This window comes from Litoreibacter roseus, assembly GCF_009811795.1.
Lineage (GTDB): Bacteria > Pseudomonadota > Alphaproteobacteria > Rhodobacterales > Rhodobacteraceae > Litoreibacter > Litoreibacter roseus.
In genome coordinates this window covers 18,421-42,149 of record NZ_BLJE01000001.1, presented here as the reverse complement: position 1 = coordinate 42,149, position 23,729 = coordinate 18,421, and the positions used below count along the sequence as shown (strand labels likewise).

The 23,729-nt window shown below is 57.1% G+C and carries 22 protein-coding genes; 15 read left to right on the top strand and 7 right to left on the bottom strand.

Annotation, left to right across the window (positions count from 1 at the left end):
• The first annotated feature begins 10 nt into the window (after window positions 1–10).
• Window positions 11–478, top strand: coding sequence for a tetratricopeptide repeat protein (locus KIN_RS00190; RefSeq protein WP_159803957.1), 468 nt, complete (start codon window positions 11–13; stop codon window positions 476–478).
• A gap of 195 nt (window positions 479–673) precedes the next feature.
• Here the strand turns inward: KIN_RS00190 and dctP are convergent, their stop codons facing one another.
• From dctP to KIN_RS00165, 5 genes are all read right to left on the bottom strand, one after another.
• Window positions 674–1,747 (bottom strand): TRAP transporter substrate-binding protein DctP, encoded by a 1,074-nt coding sequence (gene dctP / locus KIN_RS00185; protein ID WP_159803956.1) that lies wholly within the window; start codon window positions 1,745–1,747, stop codon window positions 674–676.
• 29 nt (window positions 1,748–1,776) lie between these two features.
• Window positions 1,777–3,063, bottom strand: coding sequence for a TRAP transporter large permease (locus KIN_RS00180; RefSeq protein WP_159803955.1), 1,287 nt, complete (start codon window positions 3,061–3,063; stop codon window positions 1,777–1,779).
• Window positions 3,063–3,641 (bottom strand): TRAP transporter small permease, encoded by a 579-nt coding sequence (locus KIN_RS00175; protein WP_159803954.1) that lies wholly within the window; start codon window positions 3,639–3,641, stop codon window positions 3,063–3,065. Before KIN_RS00175 ends, KIN_RS00180 begins: the two co-directional genes overlap by 1 nt.
• A 119-nt stretch (window positions 3,642–3,760) precedes the next feature.
• On the bottom strand, window positions 3,761–4,822 hold the full coding sequence (locus tag KIN_RS00170; protein ID WP_159803953.1) for an ABC transporter ATP-binding protein: 1,062 nt from the start codon (window positions 4,820–4,822) through the stop codon (window positions 3,761–3,763).
• A gap of 18 nt (window positions 4,823–4,840) precedes the next feature.
• Entirely contained in the window at window positions 4,841–5,638 is a 798-nt protein-coding gene (locus tag KIN_RS00165) for an IclR family transcriptional regulator (protein ID WP_159803952.1), read from the bottom strand.
• Window positions 5,639–5,770: 132 nt separating this feature from the next.
• On the opposite strand from KIN_RS00165, the gene KIN_RS00160 reads away from it, so the two are divergent.
• From KIN_RS00160 to KIN_RS00120, 9 genes are all read left to right on the top strand, one after another.
• Window positions 5,771–7,006, top strand: coding sequence for an ABC transporter substrate-binding protein (locus KIN_RS00160; protein WP_159803951.1), 1,236 nt, complete (start codon window positions 5,771–5,773; stop codon window positions 7,004–7,006).
• Window positions 7,007–7,067: 61 nt separating this feature from the next.
• Window positions 7,068–7,997 (top strand): carbohydrate ABC transporter permease, encoded by a 930-nt coding sequence (locus KIN_RS00155; RefSeq protein WP_159803950.1) that lies wholly within the window; start codon window positions 7,068–7,070, stop codon window positions 7,995–7,997.
• The gene (locus KIN_RS00150; RefSeq protein WP_159803949.1) at window positions 7,997–8,845 is read left to right on the top strand and encodes a carbohydrate ABC transporter permease; all 849 of its coding nucleotides are present in this window, start codon (window positions 7,997–7,999) and stop codon (window positions 8,843–8,845) included. The genes KIN_RS00155 and KIN_RS00150 overlap by 1 nt, the downstream gene beginning before the upstream one ends.
• A complete protein-coding gene (locus tag KIN_RS00145) occupies window positions 8,845–10,923 on the top strand; it encodes an alpha-galactosidase (RefSeq protein ID WP_373281625.1) in 2,079 nt (692 codons plus the stop codon). Before KIN_RS00150 ends, KIN_RS00145 begins: the two co-directional genes overlap by 1 nt.
• Window positions 10,924–10,987: 64 nt before the next feature.
• On the top strand, window positions 10,988–11,758 hold the full coding sequence (locus KIN_RS00140; protein WP_159803948.1) for an SDR family NAD(P)-dependent oxidoreductase: 771 nt from the start codon (window positions 10,988–10,990) through the stop codon (window positions 11,756–11,758).
• Entirely contained in the window at window positions 11,758–12,663 is a 906-nt protein-coding gene (locus KIN_RS00135; RefSeq protein WP_159803947.1) for a 2-dehydro-3-deoxygalactonokinase, read from the top strand. Before KIN_RS00140 ends, KIN_RS00135 begins: the two co-directional genes overlap by 1 nt.
• Entirely contained in the window at window positions 12,660–13,265 is a 606-nt protein-coding gene (locus tag KIN_RS00130) for a 2-dehydro-3-deoxy-6-phosphogalactonate aldolase (protein ID WP_159803946.1), read from the top strand. The genes KIN_RS00135 and KIN_RS00130 overlap by 4 nt, the downstream gene beginning before the upstream one ends.
• A complete protein-coding gene (locus KIN_RS00125; protein WP_159803945.1) occupies window positions 13,262–14,110 on the top strand; it encodes an SMP-30/gluconolactonase/LRE family protein in 849 nt (282 codons plus the stop codon). The genes KIN_RS00130 and KIN_RS00125 overlap by 4 nt, the downstream gene beginning before the upstream one ends.
• A complete protein-coding gene (locus KIN_RS00120; RefSeq protein WP_159803944.1) occupies window positions 14,107–16,008 on the top strand; it encodes a beta-galactosidase in 1,902 nt (633 codons plus the stop codon). The genes KIN_RS00125 and KIN_RS00120 overlap by 4 nt, the downstream gene beginning before the upstream one ends.
• Here the strand turns inward: KIN_RS00120 and KIN_RS00115 are convergent.
• Both KIN_RS00115 and KIN_RS00110 read right to left on the bottom strand, forming a co-directional pair.
• Entirely contained in the window at window positions 16,005–16,835 is an 831-nt protein-coding gene (locus KIN_RS00115; protein ID WP_159803943.1) for a sulfite exporter TauE/SafE family protein, read from the bottom strand. The two genes, KIN_RS00120 and KIN_RS00115, sit on opposite strands and share 4 nt — an antisense overlap.
• 58 nt (window positions 16,836–16,893) lie before the next feature.
• Window positions 16,894–17,580, bottom strand: a complete 687-nt coding sequence (locus KIN_RS00110) for an aspartate/glutamate racemase family protein (protein ID WP_159803942.1) — start codon at window positions 17,578–17,580, stop codon at window positions 16,894–16,896.
• A gap of 94 nt (window positions 17,581–17,674) precedes the next feature.
• Between KIN_RS00110 and KIN_RS00105 the strand changes: the two genes are divergently transcribed.
• The 5 genes from KIN_RS00105 to KIN_RS00085 all read left to right on the top strand — a co-directional run bounded on the left by KIN_RS00105 (window position 17,675) and on the right by KIN_RS00085 (window position 23,706).
• The gene (locus tag KIN_RS00105; protein ID WP_159803941.1) at window positions 17,675–18,922 is read left to right on the top strand and encodes an NAD(P)/FAD-dependent oxidoreductase; all 1,248 of its coding nucleotides are present in this window, start codon (window positions 17,675–17,677) and stop codon (window positions 18,920–18,922) included.
• Between the two features lie 40 nt (window positions 18,923–18,962).
• A complete protein-coding gene (locus tag KIN_RS00100; protein WP_159803940.1) occupies window positions 18,963–19,928 on the top strand; it encodes a TRAP transporter substrate-binding protein in 966 nt (321 codons plus the stop codon).
• Window positions 19,929–20,000: 72 nt separating this feature from the next.
• Window positions 20,001–20,525: a TRAP transporter small permease gene (locus KIN_RS00095; RefSeq protein ID WP_159803939.1), complete on the top strand. Its 525-nt coding sequence runs from the start codon at window positions 20,001–20,003 to the stop codon at window positions 20,523–20,525.
• Window positions 20,526–20,528: 3 nt separating this feature from the next.
• Window positions 20,529–21,839 (top strand): TRAP transporter large permease, encoded by a 1,311-nt coding sequence (locus KIN_RS00090; protein ID WP_159803938.1) that lies wholly within the window; start codon window positions 20,529–20,531, stop codon window positions 21,837–21,839.
• Window positions 21,840–21,966: 127 nt separating this feature from the next.
• Complete coding sequence (locus tag KIN_RS00085) at window positions 21,967–23,706, top strand: ABC transporter substrate-binding protein (protein ID WP_159803937.1); 1,740 nt, start codon at window positions 21,967–21,969, stop codon at window positions 23,704–23,706.
• The last annotated feature ends 23 nt before the right edge of the window (window positions 23,707–23,729 follow it).

Below are 23,729 nucleotides of genomic sequence, written 5' to 3'. Positions count from 1 at the left end.
GGAGATTTCGATGCGACTTTTCTTGGCTCTTCTGTTTTTTGCGACGCCAGCACTGGGAGATATCGAAAAGGCCCGCGACCTGATGGAAGCAGGGCAATTCGAAGAAGCCCGCGCCGCGCTTGCCCCGTTTGCGCGGTCTGGAAATGCCGACGCCGAAGAGTTGATCGGCGTAATGTACGCCCTCGGCCTCGGCGTCGAAAAGGACCCGGTGCGCGCCTTCGAGTGGTACCTGCGATCGGCCATGAAAGGACACCCCGGCGCGCAATCCGGCATCGGTTGGTACTACGAAGAAGGCATCGGCATGCCCGCGCCTGATCTGGTGCGCGCGTATATGTGGTACGCCCTCAGCGCGATCGGCGGCGATCCCGATGCCGCGATAAGTCAGGAGGAGGTGGTCAAGAAAATGACGCAGGACGAGATCGCCCATGCCCACGCTTTGATCGCGGATTACAAGGTCTGGATGTATCCGTTTCGCTGACATCATCGGATTAACCTTGCCACAGACCATTGCCCCCTGCATCAACGCGATCCGGACGCGTCTCGATTTCCACTAGTTCAACGATCCCAAAAAGGGAGATTGTGCCATTGGTGACAGGGCAATCTGCCATTTTGTCTACCGTTGAAAAGAAGTCGGCGCCCGATTCAGCGGGCGCCGACTTTTTGTTTACAGAGTTCAGTTCAGGTCCGCTTCGCGCGCCGCATTGATCGTTTCCTCTGCGTCCGCAACGGCTTCGTTCAGCGCGTTGAAGATGTCTTCGCCACCATCAATGTTGGCCTTGAACCAGTCATAGACCGGAGCGGCCGCCTCTTTGAATGCAGCTTTTTCGTCTGGCGTTGGTACATAGAGATCACCGCCAGCCGCTTGGAAGTCTTCGTAGGCTTGGATCGACTTGCGCTTTGGTGACGCAAACGTCGCCTGCTGTAGCTGGTAGAACCCGTCGACGATGACGCGCCGCATGTCCTCATCCATCGACATGAATTTGTCGTTGTTCATGAACCAAAGCGCGCCCATATAGGCGTGTCCGTCCAGCGTGACGTAGTTCAGACCAGCATCGGGGAACTTCATGTTCATGATATCTGTGATGCCGTTCTTGGATCCTTCTACAACGCCTGTTTGAAACGATGTGAACAGTTCAGGCCACGGGATCGGCGTCGGGGACGCACCAAGCGCCTTCACAAGCTCCTGCGGCAGATCGGCGACGACGGTCCGGATCTTCAGACCTTCCATGTCAGCAGGTGTTTGGACGCGCCGTTGAGTGTTGGCAAAGTTGCGCCAGCCGCCGGTGTTGCCAATGGTCATCAAGCGGATCGCGCCGCCAGAGGTTTCTTCGACCATGTCCTGCATTTTTGTCGTGAAGGTCGAGCCGTTCGCAAGCGCCGTCTCGGCGACGCGGTCATCTGACATCAGGTAGGGCAGATCCAGAACCTGGACGAAGGGAAACGCCCCCGACACGCCCCCAGATGTAGACACGAAAACGTCGATCGTACCGTCCGCGATGCCCTGCAAACACTCGGTTCCATTCGAACACAGCTGAGTCCCGATAAACATCTCGACCGTGATCGCGCCGTTGGACGCCTGTTCGACATAGTTTTTGAAGACGACCAGACCATCATAATCCTCGTCGTTTTCGTTGGAATTTGCGGTGGCCCGAATGGTGATCGCATGACCATCTGCATAGGCCGAAAGCCCTGCACATCCCATGATCGCAGCCAAAGCCAGCGATTTTGTGAGCGTTCCCAGTTTCATGATGTGTTTCCTCCCTATTGGAACTCTTTTTAAGTTACGAAGCCGAAGAACCTCGGGACAAACAGCGAGATGTTCGGCACGTATGTGATCAGGAATATGACAGCGATTTCAATCGCAAGGAACGGCAGAATTGCCTTCGCAATGGACTCCACCCGCTCCCCCGACACCGATGACGCGACGAATAGAACCAGTCCCATAGGCGGCGTCGCAAGACCCACCGTCAGGTTGACACTCATTATAATCGCGAAGTGGACCGGATCGATGCCCAGATTTGTAAAAATGGGGCCAAGGATCGGACCGAGGATGATGATCGCAGGTCCCGCATCAAGGAACATGCCCACAATGAAAAGCAGCAGGTTGATCAGGAACAGCAGGATCAACGGATTCTCGCTGAGGGTCAGAATGAAGGCGGCCAAAGCTTCTGGCGCGTGACTAAGGCTGACAACCGTCTTGAACGCCATTGCCGCGCCGACCAACAGCAAAACGACGGAAGACGTAAGCGCGGCCTTCAGCAGAACCTGCGGCAGATCGCCAACGGTCATCGTCCGCATGAAGATCGCTACGATGAAAGCATAGGCCACGGCGACCGCACTCGCTTCCGTCGGAGTGAACGCCCCGCCCAAGATACCGCCGAGAATGATCACTGGGGTCAAAAGTGGGAAGAAAGCCTTCAGCGATGCTTGGCCCTTTTCCGGCCATGTGGCGCGTGCACGGGAGGCAGGAAAGTCGTTGCTGTTCGCCATGATCCGCGTGACGATCATGAGACCAAGCCCGACCAGCACGCCCGGCACGATGCCCGCCAGAAACAGCGCCGCAACGCTTTCACCCATGACATAGGAATAGATGATCATGATGCCTGACGGTGGAATGATCGGACCGATTACACTGGAGGCAGCGGTTACCGCGGCGGCGAACCTGCGGGTGTAGCCCTCTTTTTCCATCGCGGGGATCAGCATCGAGCCAAGTGCAGAGGTGTCCGCGACGGCCGATCCGGACAGCCCTGCAAACAGCATGGAGGACAGAATATTGACCTGTGCCAACCCACCTTTGAAGTGCCCGACCATGGCCTGACTGAACTCGACCAGCCGCATGGTGATGCCGCCGCGGTTCATCATCTCGCCAGCCAGCATGAAGAACGGGATCGCCATCAGCGGGAAGCTGTCCATGCCGTTGTAGACATTGCGATAAAGCAGCGCGAGATCGCGCTCTTGTCCGTTCAGCCACAGCATGATGCCCGGCGCCGCCAAGAGCGCGAAGAACACCGGCAGGCCAATCATCAGGAACAGCAGGAAGATGGGCAGGAACCAGACCAGCATTACTCTGCCTCAACCGCCATCAGCGGCTTGATCTCTGGCAACTCGTCTTCGCGGTCGGCGAATTTAGCCAAAGTACGCAGGATCAGTTCCACGTTCACCGACAGCAGAAGGATCACACCGACGAAAAGGGACATATACATCCACGCCAGCTTGACCCGGACGACCTTCATTCCAAACAGGTCCATAGGGATTTTAAGGGATGACGAGTTGAACAACCAACCGCTGTTCACGTGCTTCCAACCCAGTTGGACGGCAACGACAAGAACGAGGCCTGCAACAACCAACAGGAATAGCATCAGGAGCGCGCCGATCCGTTTCGGCAGCATTTGCGGCACCATCTCGATCGCCACAAAGCCCCCCCAACGATAGGCCGATGGTGCGACCAAGCCGGTCATCCACAGCATCATGAAGCGGGCGGCCTCCTCGGACCAGGGCAACGCATCGTTCAAGATGTATCGAAAGAAGACCTGCAAGAGGATCACAAGAACCATAAAGCCCATGAGGCCGATCGAAATAAACCGACCGATCGCGAGAACAAGCGCGTTCACAGCCGCCAAGGCGCGCGTGACTGCCAGCATGATTGGCATGTTCCTCCCGAACTCGCCGCTTGGGTGCGGCGTTTTGTCAATTAGTCGCCAAGCGCTCTCGACTGTCAACCACTCCGAAATGCCCTGAACGAAGTCTCGCCGAGGACGAATTACCTGATGCGCGTCTCGGTTTTCGTGTCGAAGAGCATGGCGCGGTCCGGGTCGATGGTGAGACCGACGGTTGCCCCTTCAACGGCGCGCTCATCGCCCCGCTCTTCCACAACAATCCGCTCGCCGGTCGCGCTCATGAGATAGTCGTAGGACACGCCGCCCAAGGCTTCTGTCAGGTCGATGCGATGTGTGTCCCCTGCTGGATCGACAATGAGATGTTCCGGTCGCAGACCAAGCGTAACCGCCGTTCCTTCAGGTGGCGGCGTCACGTTCAATTTAAGCGACGTTTGCAAAGATGGAACGTCAACAAGACCGCCTGCATTCATAGTGCCGTTGAGAAAGTTCATCGAGGGCGAGCCGATGAATCCTGCCACGAATTTGTTGTCCGGGTCGCGGTATAATTCCAGCGGCGCACCAACCTGTTCGATCCGCCCGGCCCGCAGCACGACGATCTTATCGGCCAGTGTCATCGCCTCGACCTGATCATGGGTCACATAGATCATCGTCGCGCCGATCTCCTTGTGAAGGCGCGCGATCTCGACCCGCATCTCAACCCGGAGTTCCGCATCAAGGTTTGACAGAGGCTCGTCAAACAAAAACACCTCAGGACCACGAACAATTGCGCGCCCGATGGACACCCGCTGACGCTGGCCACCGGACAACGCCGCAGGCTTGCGATCCAAATATTCGTCCAGTTTCAGAATGCGCGATGCCTCGGCCACCTTGGTTTCAATCTCTTCCTTGGGATGACCGTTCATCTTCAGCCCGAAACTCATGTTCTCCTTGACCGTCATGTGTGGGTAGAGCGCGTAAGTCTGGAACACCATCGCGACGCCCCGGTCCGCTGGGTCCATGTGGGTCACGTCCCGCCCGCCAATGGCCATCTTGCCTTCGGTTGTCTCTTCAAGCCCAGCCACCATGCGCAGCAGCGTAGATTTACCACAGCCAGACGGGCCGACAAAAACACAGAACTCCCCATCCGCAATATCCAGATCGACGCCGTGCATCACCTGCACCTCGCCGTAGCGTTTGATCGCATTGCGTATCGTCAGACCTGACATGGCCTCGTCCTCCCTCGGTTAGGCGCGTTCTTTGATTTCGTCCGGAAAGCGCCAGTTTTCGACGTCTTCGGCAATCCGGTCGACTGCGGTGCGGATTGTCGGCACCATGGTTTGAAGCGATTGCAGCGAATGCCGCGTCGTTGTTGATGTAATCGAAAGCCCGCCCATCACCCGCCCAGCCCCCGATAGAATGGGGAATGCGATGCAAATGATGCCGGGTTCATGTTCTTCGTTGTCAAAGGCGAACCCCCGACGGACGCATTCGGCAAGTTCTGCCCGTAAGTCTTCCGCCGTGGTCAGCGTGGTTGGCGTAAACCCGTGGAAGCTTTGCTGAGAGATGATGCGTTCCTGCTCTTCCGCTGGCATCCAGGCCAGCATGGCTTTCCCAACACCTGTGCAATAGGCGGGCCCGACCTTGCCGGCTTGCGAATACATCTCGATGGGTTTGGCCGCGTTGCGCTTGTCGACGTAGAGCACCTGCGCGTTGTCCATCTGCGCCAAGTGAACGGTCTCACCCAAAGTGCGCGATAATGCGTCAACCTGAGGTCGGGCTAACGGGGCCAACGACGACTGCCGCCACGCCCGATGCGCCAACCGAACAAGCCGAACCCCCAAAGAATACGCACTGCGGTCAGGATCGAAAGACACCATCCCCTGCTTTGTCAGCGTTTGCAGCAAGCGGTAAAGCGTCGCTTTCGGATAAGGACTGGCGTCGAGCAACTCGGAAAACCGCACGGGCCTGCCGAAGCCCGCGACCTGATCGAGAACGTCCAATGCCTTTCCGACCGTCCCGTCGCCTTGCGCGGTATCGCTCATTTATCCTCCCTCTCCCCGCCTCCGTAGGGGAAACCTGTTGACAACCCTAACCGAGTCGAGATTAAATTTTCAATATACAAAACTAAGTTTCATTATTTGGAACTAGTAGTGGAAGCACCTAGGGAGGATACTATGCGTTCCATCTTGAAGGCGTCGCTTGCGGCGCTTGTTACCTCTTCCATGATGACAGCCGCCGCGTTTGCTGCCGACCTTGTCATCAACTTCGACGACCCGAACCCAGGCCCAAAGAAAGGCTTCGAGGACGCCGTTGCGAAATTCAAAGAAGCCAATCCCGACATCAACGTAATCGTCAACATCAACGACCGCGAAGCCCACAAGACAGCGATCCGCAACTTTCTGAGCGCCGACGCACCCGATGTCACCACATGGTATCCCGGCAACCGCATGGCCCCCTTCGTGGACGCAGGCCTCTTTGAACCGGTGACCGATCTTTGGGAACAAGAAGGCTTCAACGAAACGCTGGCCGCAATTAAACCGACGATGAGCCGCAACGGCGAGATCTGGGGCGTGCCCTATTCTTACTATCAATGGGGCATCTATTACCGCAAAGACATCTTCGACGAGATGGGCATCAGCGAACCGCAGACGTGGGACGAGCTTCTGGCCGCCTCTGCGAAGCTGAAAGAAAATGGTGTTACGCCATTCACCATCGGCACAAAATTTCTTTGGACCGCAGCCGGCGTCTTTGACTACCTGAACTTGCGCACCAACGGTTATGACGTGCACAATGACCTGACAGCGGGCAAGATCAAATACACTGATCCGCGCATCGTCGACGTCTTCGAGAAATGGAAGCAGTTGATCGAGCCCGGCTACTTCATTGAAAACCACGCGACGATGAGCTGGCAGGACGCCGTAGCTCCCTTCGCGAATGGCGAAGCCGCGATGTATGTGATGGGCAATTTCTCAGTGGACGCCTATCTGAACGCGGGTCTGACCATGGATCAGATCGACTATTTCCAGTTCCCGGAAATCACACCGGGCCTGCCACGGGCCGAAGAAGCCCCGGCGGATGCATTCTTCATCCCATCCGGTGCGAAGAACAAGGAAGACGCCCGTAAGTTCCTGGCGTTCGTCGCCCAGCCTGATGTGCAAACCGAGTGGAACAAAACCATTGGTCAGCTTCCGGTGAACTCAGAGTCCGAGATCGGCGACAACAAGTTCCTGAGAGAAGGGTTTGAAACCGTTTCGACCGCAGCGGGCCTCGCACAATTTTATGACCGCGATGCGCCCGCCGAGATGGCAAAGGCTGGCATGGAAGGCTTTCAGGAATTCATGATCAAGCCAGAGCGTATGGACGCGATCTTGCAGCGTCTCGATAAGATCCAAGAGCGCGTTTACAAGTAAGCGGCCTTGTAGGTGGGCCCTTTCGCGGCCCACCTTTTCCAATTCCGGGGGAGAGACTGCAATGACCGCAACTGCCTTGCCTGACACCGATCCCCCGGTCACGCGCTCTTGGTATGCGCGCAACAAGCTGGCGATCACGCCATGGCTTTTCTTGATCCCCGCGATGATCTTCTTCCTGATTTACGTGATCGCGCCGATTTTCCAATCTATCTGGATCTCCTTCTACGAATGGGATGGCTTGGGCGCCGCTGAGTGGGTCGGCGCGCGCAACTATGTCGAATTGATGGACGACGATAGGTTCTACACATCGCTATGGAACAATGTCCTGTGGCTGCTGCTTTACATGTTGGCGGTCCCGGCGGGCTTGTTCGTAGCACTGTTCCTGAACCAGACCGTCACGGGCATGCGCATATACAAATCGATGTTCTTCTTCCCGTTCGTGATCAGTCAGGTTGTCGTCGGCCTCATTTTCACGTGGTTCTACAATCCCGATTTCGGTGTCGTCGGGCAGGTCTGGCAGTTCTTCGGGGCCACCCCACCCTCTATTCTGGGCGATGAGCGTTACGTCACCTATGGCATCATCGCTGCGGGTTTGTGGCCGCAAATCGCGTATTGCATGATCCTCTATCTAACCGGGCTGAACAACGTCGCCGCGGATCAAATCGAAGCAGGCCGACTGGATGGAGCCAAAGGCTGGAAGATGCTTTGGTATGTCGTGCTACCGCAACTCAAGCCCGCAACTTTCATTGCGGTGGTTGTCACCGTTATCGGCGCGCTGCGCAGCTTTGACATGATCGCAATCATGACACAGGGCGGCCCTTACGGGTCTTCCAATGTGCTGGCCTACTACATGTACGAAACAGCGCTCAGCGAATATGGTTATCGGATGGGATATGGCTCTGCCATCGCCACGGTCCTCTTCCTGATCATGCTGATTTACATCAGCTATTTCCTCTACCGCATGTACCAAGACGAGAAGGGAGCCCGCTGATGTTTCCCAAACCGATAGAGAAATCAGGCGTTGCGACCCAATTCGCCTACAAAGTGTTTCTGCCCATAGCGCTGATCATTTGGCTGCTGCCTTTGCTGGCCATTGTGGCAACGTCTGTCAGGCCGCCATCCGACATCAATACCGGCAATGTGTTTGGCTGGCCGTCTTCCTTCCAGATCATCGAAAACTACACGGCCGTTTTCACGCAATCGGAAGCCACGACCTACTTCCTGAACTCCTTCAAGATCACTATTCCGACCGTGATCCTGTCAGTAAGTCTGGCCTGCCTTTCTGGCTATGCCTTGGCAATTTACAAATTCCGCGCGGCCCTGCCCCTGTTCTTTATCTTCGTCGCGGGTAATTTCGTGCCGTTCCAGATCCTGATGGTTCCGGTGCGCGATCTGTCAGTGAAGACGGGTCTCTACGACACAGTCACCGGCCTTGTCCTGTTTCATGCAGCTTTTCAAACCGGATTCTGCACGCTCTTCATGCGAAACTTCATCAAAGCGCTGCCTTTTGACCTGATCGAGAGCGCGCGGATTGAGGGCGTCGGCGAGTTCAAGATCTTCTGGTATCTGGTCCTGCCGCTGGTGCGTCCCGCCATTGCCGCCCTTGCCGTTCTGATCTTCACTTTCATCTGGAATGATTTTTTCTGGGCCACGGTTCTGACTCAGGGAGAAGCCTCTAAACCAATCACGGCGGGCGTCCGCGCGCTCAACGGGCAATTCGTAAACAACTGGCATCTCGTATCAGCGGCGTCTCTGCTGGCGGCAGTCCCCCCGGTCGCGATGTTCTTTCTAATGCAGCGCCACTTCATTGCTGGTCTCACTTTGGGTGCCGTGAAATAATGCAAACTTGGCGGTTGGACGACGGGCGTCAGACACTTGTTCTGGCAGCCAGAAACATGCGGTTGCCCCAAGTGGTTTACTGGGGCGCCCCGCTGCCGATAGCGGATGATCTGTCGGTCCTTGCCGAAGCTCATATGATCGATGTGACCGGCGGGATGCTTGATGAAAACCCGGATCTGTCCCTGTGTCCAGAGGCCGTGCGGACGTTCCCCGGGCAACCTGGGCTTATTCTGCGGGATACGGATGGAACACCGATCCTGCCAAAATTTTGTTTTGAAAGCGATGAAACATCCGAGACCGGGCTGCGTCTGCGCTATCACGATGCCGAGCATCAACTGCACTATAGCGTGTCTTTTGAAACGGACGCGCAGACGCGGATCATCACCACTTCGGCAGAGCTCGAGGCGGATCGCCCTGTGCACCTTCACTGGCTTGCTGCCCCGGTCCTGCCCGCCCCGCAATTCGCAGATGACATGATTGATTTTCACGGCAGATGGTGTGGTGAATTTCAACTGGCGCGGACGCCTTGGTCCGCCGGGATGCGGTACCGCGAAAATCGCACGGGTCGAACGGGTCACGAGCATTTTCCGGGTCTTCTTATTCCCTGCCGTGGCGCAACCAACACGCAAGGGCAAGCCTACGCATTTCACTATGGTTGGTCCGGCGGTCATAAGATGATCGCCGAAGAGTTACCTGATGGGCGCCGTCAAATTCAGTTCGGCCATGCGGCGAGGATGGAAACTGCGCCATCAAAGAAATTCAGCACGGCCCCACTCTACATCACGTTTTCAACGGACGGTCTCAACGGATGCGCGGTTGCGTTCCAACGCCATCTGCGCGACCGGATCGTCACGCCCACGTCCGATAAACCCCGCCCGGTTCATTACAATTGCTGGGAGGCCGTTTACTTTGACCACAAGCTGCCCGTCCTGAAAGACATCGCGACCCGCGCCGCGGATTTGGGGGCCGAACGGTTCGTGCTGGACGATGGATGGTTCGGTCAACGCGACGATGATACGACATCCCTCAGTGATTGGGAGGTTGACCCTAGAAAGTATCCCGACGGTTTGGGTCCCCTAATTGACCATGTTCACGATCTGGGTCTGAGTTTCGGCATCTGGTTCGAGCCAGAGATGATCAACCCTGACAGCGATCTGCACCGCGCCCATCCCGACTGGGCGCTTGGGTCGGAGGACCAGACACTTGGGCGTCAACAAAAAGCGCTCAACATGGCGCTGCCCGAAGTGCGGGAGTTCATCTATGACCGCATGGCTGCAATCCTGTCGAAGTATCCGATTGACTACATCAAATGGGATCACAACCGCGTCCTACCCGCCCCAGATGCGAACCAGACACGAGGCTCTTACGCATTGCTGGATCGGCTGCGCGCCGATTTTCCGGCTGTCGAGATTGAAAGCTGTGCCTCCGGCGGCGGAAGGATCGACTTCGGCATTTTGAAGCGGACACAACGCGTCTGGCTCAGCGACAGCAACGACGCGCTCGAACGGCTGAAGATGCAGCACAATGCGACGCTGTTTCTGCCTGCTACTGTCACTGGCTCTCACGTAGGTCCGCGCAAATGTCACACGTCTGGCCGGACGCTGGATATCAGCTTCCGGTCATGGGTCGCGGCGCAACGACATATGGGGTTCGAGATGGACCCGCGCGAGTTGACCGATCACGAAACGGCGGTGCTGAGGGAGGTCACATCCTGGTGGAAACACAATCGGGATTGGATGATGCAGGCGGATATCCTGCGGCTCGACAGCGCTGATCCAGCGGTCATTGCGGAACAACAAATGGCGGGTGATGGCACCCGCTTTGTTGTCTTCGCTGGCAAAGCCGCCACCAGCGAGCAGATTGCTCCACGCCCTTTGAGGCTGACGCGCCTGCATCCCGATGCGATGTATCAGATTACTTTGGCCAACCGCACAAACGCGCCGACACTCTCACGGGGGTCACCACTTCTGAAGACGGAAAACCTACGCGCATCTGGGACCTATCTTATGAACCATGGCGTTATAATGCCTTGGAGCTTCCCGGAAACCATGTGGGTTCTTGAGGGGGAGCGGCTATGATTGGCCAAGGTCGTGTTCGCAATACCGCGCGTATCGCACGCACTCTGTTCAGGGGAGGTCATTGATGACCCAGACAGCTACGTTCCACGATCTCAAAGATACATCCGTTTTCATCACAGGCGGGGGCTCCGGTATTGGGGCGGCCCTTACCGACGGATTTCTGGCTCAGGGCGCAAAGGTCGCCTTCATTGGCCGATCGGACGCGTCAGGGTTCGTTACGGACATGACGGACAAGCACGGCGCGGCCCCGCTGTTCATCCAAGGAGACATTACGGAAATAGAGACGTTGAAAGCAGCGATGTCTCAAGCCGCAGAAGCCAACGGGCCCATCACCACGCTGGTCAATAACGCCGCGAACGACAAACGTCACAGCACCGAAGAGGTCGACAGCGATTTCTGGGACTGGATGATCGCGATTAATATGAAAGCTTATTTCTTCGCCTGCCAAGCGGTTGCTGACGGAATGAAACAGGCTGGCGGGGGCTCGATCATCAATTTCAGTTCAATAAGCTACATGATGGGCAATGCGGGCTATCCCATCTACACCGCTGCAAACTCTGGGATCAACGGTATGACCAGATCCCTTGCGCGCGAGTTCGGACCGGATCGGATCCGTGTGAACGCCCTTGCCCCTGGGTGGGTGCTGACGCAGAAGCAAAAAGACATGTGGGTCACGGAAGATGGGTTGGCGGCCCACTTAGATCGCCAGTGCCTGAAGGATACACTCGATCCCCAAGATATCGTTGGTGGCGTTCTGTTCCTGGCCTCAAACATGTCCAAGATGATGACGGGCCAAGCCATGGTAATCGATGGCGGTGTGGTGGTGACTGGCTGATGAGCGGCCGCGCATCATATGCTGACTGGATTGCGGTGGACTGGGGCACCTCGAACCTACGCGTCTGGGCCATGACCGGGCGCGGGGAGGTTCGCGATCAACGCATGTCGGACCAAGGTATGTCCAAGCTGTCTCAAGCAGAGTTCGAGCCTGTTTTGCTGAACCTGATCGAACCGTGGCTTGGAACTGCGCCCACTCCAGTTGTCTGTTGCGGCATGGTCGGCTCGCGGCAAGGTTGGCGAGAGGCTCCGTATGCCGCAGTTCCGACCGCACCGCTGGGTGGGGCGCAGGACGTGCCTTGTTCAGATGGACGGATCAAGGTGTCTCTCCTGCCGGGTTTGAAGCAGCAAAACGCGCCGGATGTAATGCGAGGCGAGGAAACCCAGATCGCCGGGTTTCTTGCAACGCATCCCAAGTTTGATGGTGTTCTCTGCTTACCGGGAACTCACACAAAATGGGTTCATATCAGCGCAGGCGAGGTCGTCTCGTTCCAGACACTCATGACCGGGGAACTGTTTGACCTTCTGGGACGGCAGTCTGTCCTGCGCCACTCCGTAGACACGGAAGACTGGGACAAAGCCGCATTCTCGGAGGCGGTGTCCGATACACTAAGTAGACCAGAGGCCTTGGCCGCTCGGCTGTTTCAGATCAGGGCGCGCGATCTGCTGGAAGGCACGCATGCGGGTATCGCGCGCGCGCGCCTTTCGGGGTTCTTGCTGGGCGTGGAACTGGCCGCGACCAAACCCTATTGGCTGGGCCAGAATATCGCGCTGGTCGGCGCAACAGCCCTCACCGCGCTTTACGCCAGCGCGCTTTCGGTTCAAGGGCTCGTCGCGCAGGTGGAAGACGGTGACACCATGACGCTGAAAGGCCTAACGGCAGCATATACGGAGCTTTATGGATGACCCGAAATCTTATTGCCATTCTTCGCGGGGTTACGCCCGGTGAAGCTGTTCCGATCTGTGAGGCGTTAGTGCATGCGGGGATCACCAAGATCGAGGTTCCCCTGAACTCCCCTGAACCGCTGACCAGCATCGAAGCTATGGTGTCTGCATTCGGAAATGACGCGCTTATCGGAGCAGGCACAGTTTTGACAGAGAAGGCTGTCGCTGATGTTTCTGGTATTGGCGGTCGGTTGATCGTGTCACCTAATATTGACCCCGAAGTTGTTGCGGCCACGCTGTCCCAAGGACTGGAAAGCTGGCCCGGCGTTCTCACGCCGACAGAGTGCTTTGCCGCCATCAAGGCTGGGGCGACCGGCCTGAAGGTTTTTCCTGCGTTTAAATTGGGTGTCGATGGGCTTGGTGCACTCCGCGCTGTGATTCCAAACGACGTCCCAATGTATATGGTTGGCGGGGTTGGACCGGACGGGTTCGCAGAATGGAAAAGAGCCGGGGCCAACGGGTTTGGAATCGGGTCTGCGCTGTACAAGCCGGGCCGGTCTGTAGGCGACATCTCCGCCATTGCCGCAGACATGGTTGCATCTTACGACGCGGCGTTTTCATGACCGGGGTTAGGGTTCATGACGCGCGCGCTTGCGTTTTGGGCGAAGGGCCGATCTGGCACAGTTGGTCCGGTGCACTGTTCTGGTTCGACATCATGGACCGCAAGCTGCTGTGCGACGACGGGCGGGCGTGGCAATTTCCTGAACACGTCTCGGCTGGTGGATGGGTAACTGAAACCCGACTTTTGATCGCGAGCGAAACCAGCTTGTCCGTATTTGACGTAAAGACCGGTCTCTCAGATCACATTTGCGATCTCGAAAAGAATACAACGCTGACACGGTCCAACGATGGCCGCGCGGATCCTTGGGGCGGGTTCTGGATCGGGACGATGGGCAAAAACGCTGAACCTGACGCAGGTGCTATTTATCGGTTCTACCAAGGCGAGCTTCGTCAGTTGTTTGCCCCGATCACGATTTCGAATGCGATTTGCTTTGCCCCGGATAAGAGTTGCGCTTACTTCACCGACACGCCGACCCAGAAGATAATGAAAGTCTTGCTGGATGACGCAACAGGTTGGCCGAACGCTGCTCCGAACGTCTTCCTTGACCTCGCATCTGACGACATCAACCCCGACGGTGCCATCGTTACGACCGACGGTCGTCTGATCAATGCCCAGTGGGGGGCCGCGCGATTGGCGGTATATGACCCCAGCGGAACCATGTCTAAGACAATCGAGATGCCCACAGATCACATAACATGCCCCGCGCTTGGCGGTGGTTTCCTGTTCGCAACCTCTGCGCGACAGGGACTGACCAACGCCCAGAAAAAAGAGCAGCCGGACGCCGGCAAGACCTTCGCCATCGCAACCGACCTCAAACCACAGCCCGAATATCTGGTGATCCTGTGAGACGCACACTTGGCGTTTGCTACTATCCGGAACACTGGCCGGAAGATATCTGGGCAGAAGATGCAGATCGGATGGCTGCGGCAGGTCTCAGCTGGGTTCGGATCGGCGAATTCGCCTGGTCCCGTCTTGAGCCGAAAGAAGGCGCGTATGACTTTGATTGGCTGGACCGCGCGATCGAGACATTGGGCAACGCCGGGTTAAAGGTTATTCTTGGGACGCCAACTGCCACACCACCCCGGTGGATGCTCGACAAGTATCCTGACATGATCGCATTGGACGACCATGGACATCCCCGCGGGTTCGGATCGCGCCGCCATTACTGCTTCAGCCACGCCGAGTACCTTGAAGAATGCCGCCGGATCACGATGAAGCTGGTCAAGCGATATGGATCCAACGCTCATATTGCGGCGTGGCAAACCGACAATGAATACGGATGCCATGATACGGTTTTGTCGTTTTCTGGCGCTGCCCGCAGTGGCTTTCGCGATTGGCTTGCGCAGCGGTACCAAAGCACCGATGCGCTGAACCGCGCATGGGGCAACGTGTTCTGGTCCATGGAGTATGACACGTTCGATCAGATCGGTTTACCCAACCTGACCGTCACCGAGCCGAACCCGGCACATGCGCTGGATTTCCGACGTTTCAGCTCTGATCAGGTCGTCAGGTTCAACCGGGCGCAAACCGATATCCTGCGAGAGCACTCCGATGCGCCGTTGATCCACAACTACATGGGCCGGGTGACGGAGTTCGATCATTTCGACGTCGGTCAGGATCTCGATATCGCCTCGTGGGACAGCTATCCGTTGGGTTTCCTCGAAGATCGGATGGAGGACGGCGACCCACACAAATGCGCCTACGCGCAACAGGGCGATCCGGATTTTCAGGCGTTTCACCACGATCTCTATCGCGCCGTTGGTGGTGGACGATGGTGGATTATGGAACAGCAGCCCGGCCCCGTGAATTGGGCGCCTGTCAACCCCGCCCCGCTGCCCGGAATGTGTCGGTTGTGGGCGTGGGAGGCTTTTGCCCATGGTGCCGAAACCGTTTGTTATTTCCGCTGGCGGCAGGCCCCCATCGCACAGGAACAGATGCATGCTGGCCTTCTGAGGCCTGACAGCGCAGCAGCACCTGCCTTGGCAGAAGCCACTCAGGTTGCGGAAGAAATCCAAGGGATGCCAGAGGTTGCCACAGCGCAGAGCCATGTTGCCCTGATCTTTGATTATACATCCGATTGGGCCTGGACAGTGCAACCCCAAGGCAGAGGCTTCAGCTATTTCAGGCTGGTGTTCGAAATCTATCGTGGCCTTCGGAAACTCGGGCTTGATGTCGATATCTTGCCCGCAACGGCCGCCGATCTTTCGGACTATAAGTTGGTTTTCGCCCCAGGCCTTTTCGCGCTATCTGCGGATCTGAAAACGGCCCTCAGTCGGTCAAACGCGATTGCCGTGATTGGCCCTCGGAGCAATTCCAAAACAAAGGATTTTGCGATCCCGACACCGCTGCCGCCTGACCTGCCCGGCCTGGATGCGACCGTTTCTTACGTAGAAACGTTCCGGGCCGATATGGCGCGCCCTGTAGAAGGCGGAGGTCATGTCTTGCATTGGTTCGAAACACTCGAAACGACAGCCCCAACCACGTTCAAAATGACCGACGACAGGCCGCTTTTGGTGGGTGACGCAGGGATCAGATACCTCGCCGGTTGGCCCGATGAAACTGCGCTTGCTCGCATGTTGGATGAGCTCTGTTTGACCTGTGATTTGCAGACCACCGACCTCCCGGAAGGCGTTCGGATCAGGCGCACAGAGAGCCATAAGTTTGTATTTAACTATGCCGCAGAACCGCGAGAGTTTGACGGTGTGGAACTTGCACCTGCGGATGTCCGCTGGACTCGGCTCTAGTTGCCGAGCAGATCAGAGAACATCCGCGCTGACGTCAAAAGCAAGAATACACCGAAAGATAGTTTCAGCGCGCGCTGCGGAATTGCATGAGCAATCCGAACGCCAACCCGTGCAAAGGTTGTGCTGAGAGGTATGATGATCGCGGCTGCGACAAGATTGACGTAGCCTATGGAGAACGGTGGCAGACCAGCTTGGCCAAAACCTGTCGCGGCATAGATCAGCGCACCGGGCACACCGATCAGAAATCCAATCGCGGCCGATGTCCCAACGGCCTTTCGAATATCATACCCCAGAAAACTGAGCACCGGGACGCAAACTGTTCCGCCACCAATGCCCATCATCGCGCTGACGCCGCCCGCAAACACCCCGAGCGCGGCCCAGATCATATTGGAGAATGTCTTTGGCTCAGGATCGGTCCGGGGTTTGCGAAAGATCATGTCCAGCGCGACGACGCCCGCAACAACCGCGAAGACCGCGACCAGAATGTAGCCGCTCACGACACCGCCCAGAAGGCCGCCGATCACCACGCCGATCAAGATGGAAGGCGCCCATTTCTTCAGCAGCGTCATATCAAGCGCACCTTTCTTGTAGTGCCCCCAACTTGACGAAAGAGAGGTGAAGACGATTGTCGCCAGCGACGTACCCACCGCAATCTGAATCGTCAAAGCGGGATCAATACCGGTTAGCGAAAGCGCAAAATAAAGTGCCGGAACGATTACGATGCCACCCCCGACCCCCAGAAGTCCGGCCAGAATGCCTCCAAACACACCTGCGCCCGCAGCAATGGCGACCAACAATGCGATTGTCGACGGGTCGAAAGATGTCATGGACTCAGACTTTCCGGAAAATGGCGTCCTGCGCGTCTAGCAAAGCAAAGGCAAGACGTCACGCCCTGAACGTCTGAGCACTGGCATGCAACCATTCGACAAGGGTGACAATCGAATAAACCGGTCGGCCCGTGGCGGCCTGAATTGCGGCTGCATAGGGCGGCATGTTCGTGCATTCGAGACAGATCGCACCAACCTCCGGATGCCTTCGGCACAGGTCCTGCGCCGCTTCAACATTGTCCACCTCTGCAAGCGCGAAATCGAGTGTTTCACGGTTGCCAAGGATGGCATCAGTGAACTCAATCCCGCCTTCGGTTGAACCAATCGGAGTGTCCTCCGGCACCCCAACCGCCGCCAGATGATCTGCCGTGAGGTTTTGCGCGGATATGGTCAGTATCCCGGCACGCTGGCCGTCCGGCAACACCGCGTCGATCAACGGAACCTGCAGCAGCGCGGACGTGGCAACCGGCACTGGCAAAGCTGCGGTCAATTCTTTTTGAAACAACGTCAGGAAACCACAACTGGTTGTCAGCGCAACGGCGCCTCGCTCAACTAGATCATGACCAGCCGTAACAAACGGGGTCAGAAGCCCGGTCTCTCGATCTTCTACGACGGCTTTGGGCGAAGCGCCCCGCACCGTCTGGTAAAGCATCGGGAAATCGAAGGTTTCAGGATTGCCGATGTCACCCGGCGGGCGCGGAAACCGCGTCTCCAGCATGAGTACACCTATCGCTCCTCTGCTCATCTACGGTCCTCCATTCGCAGCAAATTGGAGGCCGTCGTGACCCTTTGGCAACAAAGAAATTGCATGAGCTGACAGAGATGGTCACCGTAGGCCAATGACCGAACCAAAGCATATCCATGTGATTGGGGCAGGCATCGTCGGTGTCGCAACGGCGATCTGGCTACAACGCGATGGTCACCACGTGACACTTATCGACAAGGCAGGCCCCGGGGAAGGCACAAGCTATGGCAACGGCGGCGTTTTGGCGTCCTGTGCGGTTGTGCCTGTCACCGTACCGGGACTTGTTCGCAAGGCACCCGCCATGCTGTTTGATTCGACGAAACCGCTTTTCCTCAAATGGCGTTATCTTCCCAAACTGCTGCCTTGGCTCGGAAAATATCTCAAGCATGCAAACGCGGCAGATGCTCGACGCATCGCGAAAGCGCTGACACCTCTGATCGGAGACAGCCTTGCGGATCATCAGGCGCTGAGCGCCGGAACCGATGCGGCGAAATTTGTCGTGCCCGGCGACTACATATATGCCTATCCGGACCGTGCGGCCTTCTTGGGTGACGCCTTTGGATGGGATGTTCGCAAGGCAAATGGCTTCGAATGGTCGGAAATTGATTTGGGTTCTTACGATCCTGTTTTCGCGGAAAATCTGTCTTTTGGCATCCAGCTTCCAAATCACGGCCGGATTACGGATCCCGGGGCTTATGTCAAACATCTTGCAAAGCACTTTGCGACGAACGGTGGGCGTATTCTGAAAGGTGAGATCAGCGGATTTCAACGAAACGGTGGTCGTCTGACCCATCTGAAAATCGACGGAAGCAGCCTGACCTGTGATGCGGCCGTTCTGGCGACTGGCGTATGGTCGAAACCGCTTGCGGGAAAACTTGGACTGAGCATCCCGCTCGAAAGTGAGCGCGGCTACCACATCGACCTGTGGGATCCATCCATCATGCCCAACGCGCCCACCATGGTCGCTGCTGGCAAGTTTGTGGCGACGCCTATGGAGGGGCGATTGCGGCTTGCTGGCGTCGTGGAGTTCGGGGGGTTGGACGCCCCGCCGTCGGAGCCACCTTTTGAGCTTTTGGAACGCAGCGCGCGAGCCGCCCTACCGGGCCTGACATGGTCACGGGCCGAGCGCTGGATGGGCCATCGCCCGGCGCCTGCGGACAGCATTCCGGTGATCGGCGAGGTGCCCGGCTGGCGCGGTCTCTACATGGCGTTTGGCCACCACCATGTCGGCCTGACCGGCGGCCCCAAGACCGGACGACTGGTCGCCCAAATGATATCCGGGCGCAAACCAAATGTTGACGTCGCGTGCTATTCGCCTGCACGCTTCGGTGGATCAAAATGATGTCTGGGAGAAACCAGGCCCGCAGAACAAGGAGAGACTTATGAGACGACTGACATATGCGCTGGCTGCAACGGCCGTGACCGCTGCAGCCCCAGCATTGGCCGAGAAGTGGGACATGCCGCTGGCCTACTCTGCGACGAATTTCCATTCAGAAAACGCAGCGGAGTTTGCGCAATGCGTAACATCCGGCACGAACGGCGAGATCGAAATCACGACACATCCGTCCGGTTCGCTTTTCAAAGGGGCGGACATCAAGCGCGCTGTCCAAACCGGTCAGGTGCCCATCGGGGAACGCCTCCTGTCAGGGCATCAAAACGAAAACCCGCTCTTTGGATTTGACTCTGTTCCGTTTCTCGCGACCTCCTTCGATGACAGCGTCGCGCTTTACGAGGCGGCCAAGCCGAAGTTGGAAGAGGTCTTGGCAGAGCAAAACCTGACCCTGCTCTATGCGGTGCCTTGGCCGCCCCAAGGGCTCTATTTCAAGGATGAAGTCACTTCGGTTGAGGACATGAAAGGCGTGAAGTTCCGGTCTTACAATTCCGCGACGGCGCGACTGGCGGAACTGACCGGTATGCTGCCCGTAACAATCGAAGCCGCAGAAATCAGCCAGGCCTTTGCCACCGGTGTGGCCGAGTCGATGGTATCGTCTGGCGCAACGGGCTATGATCGCAAGGTTTGGGAAAGCCTGAACTATTTCTATGAGGTCGACGCTTGGCTGCCGCGGAACTACGTGATGGTCAACAGCGATGCCTGGAATGGGCTGGGCGATGCGAACAAAACTGTGCTGACAGATTGCGCCGCAACGGCTGAGGCGAATGGCCTGCAGCTGTCGAAGGACTATACCCAGTTCACAATGGACGGTCTGGCCGAAGGCGGCATGACAGTGGCCCCGGCAAGTGATACGCTGGTTGGTGAGTTGAAAACAATTGGCGAGACGATGACCGCAGAGTGGCTCGAAGCCGCAGGTGACGACGGTCAGGCAATCGTGGACGCGTTCAAAAACTGATCTGATCTGTCCCTCGGGGTTCGATGCTCCGGGGGATAGGCTCCCTCAAACTGTACGATCAGGTTGAATGCCATGATTGCGCTACGCAAATCTCTCGACGCGCTCTATACCGCTGCCGGTGTGCTGGCTGCATTGAGCCTGATTGCCATTTTGCTTTTGATACTGGTTCAAATGCTGGCGCGCTGGACGGGCGAGGTCTTTCCGGGCGCCCCTGATTACGCGGGATATGCAATGGCGGCGGCGTCTTTTCTTGCGTTCGCAAACGCGCTCAATCGCGGGAGCCATATTCGCGTTTCCATCGTTCTGAATGCACTCGGGCCAACCGCTCGCAGGTGGCTGGATATTTGGTGTTTTGCAATCGCGACGGCCGTGATGTGGTACTTCGTTTACTACGCGCAGCGCTTTGTTTTCTGGTCGTGGAAGTTCGGCGACGTGAGCCAAGGGCAGGACAAGACACCTCTGTGGATGCCGCAGGGGTTGATGCTTTTGGGCGCAGTTATCTTGGCGATTGCGCTGACTGACAACCTTTTGCACCTTATTCTGAAGGGGGAGAACCGCATTCACCGAAACCTGCACGATCAGGCCAGCGGGGAATAACGCATGGAAAACCTGTCAGTCATTCTTCTTTTCTTGTTTGTGCTGTTCACCCTGCTCGGTTCGGGCGTCTGGGTCGGGTTGGCTCTTATGGGTGTTGCGTGGGTCGGGATGGAGTTGTTCACGTCGCGCCCGGTCGGCGACGTGATGCTGACGACCATCTGGTCAACATCATCGTCCTGGACACTGACCGCCCTGCCCATGTTCATCTGGATGGGCGAGATATTGTATCGAACGCGGCTGAGCGAAGATATGTTTCGCGGGCTCAGTCCTTGGATGGCGCCCTTGCCGGGTGGTCTGGTTCACACGAATATCGTCGGTTGCACAGTTTTTGCGGCGGTTTCCGGATCCTCGGCAGCGACGCTTACAACGGTCGGAAAGATGTCTATTCCCGAATTGCGGAAGCGCCAATATCCCGAGCGTATGGTCATCGGAACGCTCGCCGGCGCGGCGACGCTTGGTCTGATGATACCCCCTTCTTTGACGCTGATCGTCTACGGGGTCACGATCAATGAAAGCATAACAAAACTTTTCTTTGCGGGCATTGTTCCGGGGCTGGTGTTGGCGGCGATGTTCATGGGGTATGTCGCGATCTACGCGAAGCTGTCGGGCAACTGGGCCCCCGCCTCAGAACCGAAGCTAACCTTCGCGGAAAAGGTCAGAAACTCCCGTTTTCTGCTGCCGGTGATCTGTTTGATCCTTGTGGTGATCGGCTCGATGTATCTGGGCTTTGCGACCGCCACCGAGGCGGCCGCTTTCGGCGTCATCGGCGCGCTCCTGCTCGCACTTGGCCAAGGTTCGCTCAACTGGACGACATTCACAGAAAGCTTGATGGGAGCGACGCGAACATCTGCCATGATTGCCCTCATTCTCGCGGGTGCCGCATTTTTATCCCTATCTATGGGCTTTACGGGCCTGCCGCGCGGTCTCGCGGAACTGGTCGCGGCGTGGGAATTGACCCGCTTCGAACTACTGATGGTACTTCTCGTATTCTATATCATCCTCGGGTGCTTTCTCGACGGCATCTCATCGGTCGTTCTGACTATGGCCGTTGTCGAACCGATGGTGCGTCAGGCGGGCATCGACCTGATCTGGTTCGGCATCTTCATCGTGGTCGTGGTCGAGATGGCGCAGATCACGCCACCCATCGGCTTCAACCTGTTCGTTTTGCAAGGCATGACCGATCACGAAATGGGTTTCATTGCACGTGCAGCGATCCCGATGTTCCTGATCATGGTATTGATGGTTTTTGTGCTGATAGCGATTCCTGAGCTGGCAACATGGCTGCCCAACACACTCAGGCCGACGACCGCGTGACCGACAACCATCTGAAATCGTGAAATTAATTTTCTACTAATTATTTAGTTTGACAAATTGTCACATCTTCGATGATGGTTAACGTGTCGGCAGTCGTCCGACTAAAAAATGTTAGGGAGGAGACAAGATGCGCAAGTATCTGCTCTCCGCAGTTGCGGCAAGTGCCGTTGTTGCGGGGTCCAATGCTGCTTTTGCCGATGCGGCCGCAGCACAGAAATGGATTGATTCAGAATTCCAGCCTTCATCGCTCAGCAAGGACGAGCAGATGTCGGAGATGGAATGGTTCATCAATGCCGCCGAGCCGTTCTCCGGGATGGAGATCAACGTGCTCAGCGAAGGTATCCCGACCCATGGGTACGAATCCGAGGTTTTGACAAAGGCGTTCGAGGAAATCACCGGGATCAAGGTGAACCACCAGATCTTGGGCGAAGGCGAGGTCGTGCAGGCGGTTCAAACGCAGATGCAGACCAAGCGGAACCTTTACGATGCCTATGTCAACGACAGTGATCTGATCGGTACTCACTCCCGTTTGCAGCTGGCGTACAACCTGACTGACTTCATGGCAGGCGACGGCGCAGACGTCACAAGTCCGACACTGGATCTCGACGATTTCATGGGGCTGCAATTCACCACCGGTGCGGATGGCGACCTCTATCAGTTGCCCGACCAACAGTTCGCGAACCTGTATTGGTTCCGCAAGGACTGGTTCGACCGTGAGGATCTGAAAACAGCGTTTCAGGAAAAGTATGGCTATGAACTTGGCGTTCCGGTCAATTGGTCTGCCTATGAGGACATCGCCGAGTTCTTCTCGAACGATGTAAAGGAAATCGACGGCGTCACGATCTACGGCCACATGGATTACGGCAAACGCGCCCCAGATCTTGGCTGGCGGATGACCGATGCGTGGCTGTCCATGGCGGGCGCTGGCTCGGTCGGCGAACCAAACGGCGTACCCGTTGATGAATGGGGCATCCGGATGGAGGAAGGCACCTGTAACCCAGTGGGTGCGTCGGTATCCCGTGGCGGGGCCGCCAACGCGCCTGCTGCTGTTTATGCAATCCGCAAGTGGGATGAATGGCTTCGGAACTATGCACCACCCGGTGCGGCGTCCTACGATTTCTACCAGTCCCTGCCAGCTTTGGCCCAAGGCAACGTGGCCCAGCAGATCTTCTGGTACACCGCCTTTACTGCGGACATGGTGAAGCCGAAATCCGAAGGCAACAATACAGTAGACGACGAGGGCAACCCGCTGTGGCGGATGGCGCCATCGCCACATGGCCCGTACTGGGAAGAAGGCCAGAAGGTTGGCTATCAGGATGTGGGATCTTGGACGATCCTGAAATCCACACCGCTTGAACGCGCGAAGGCTGCGTGGCTCTACGCACAGTTCGTGACCTCCAAAACAGTCGACGTGAAGAAGTCCCAGGTGGGTCTGACCTTCATTCGAGACAGTTCGGTCAATCACGAAAGCTTCACCGAGCGCGCGCCAAAGCTGGGTGGCTTGGTCGAGTTTTACCGCTCGCCTGATCGCGTGGCATGGTCTCCAACCGGTGTGAACGTGCCTGACTATCCGAAGCTGGCCCAGATCTGGTGGCAGCAAATCGGTGACGTGAACTCTGGCGCTTTCACGCCACAAGAGGCGATGGACCGGCTGGCCGAGGAAATGGACATCACCATGGCTCGGATGCAGCGTGCGGACGAGGCACAGGAAGTCTATGGTGGCTGTGGCCCACGCCTGAACGAAGAGCGTGATCCCGAGTACTGGCTGTCCCAGCCCGGCTCGCCCAAGCCAAAGCTGGACAACGAAAAGCCGCAAGGCCAGACCGTCAACTATGACGAACTGGTTGCGCGCTGGTCGTCCCAGTAACAAATTTGCCAGCCCCGCCCCGA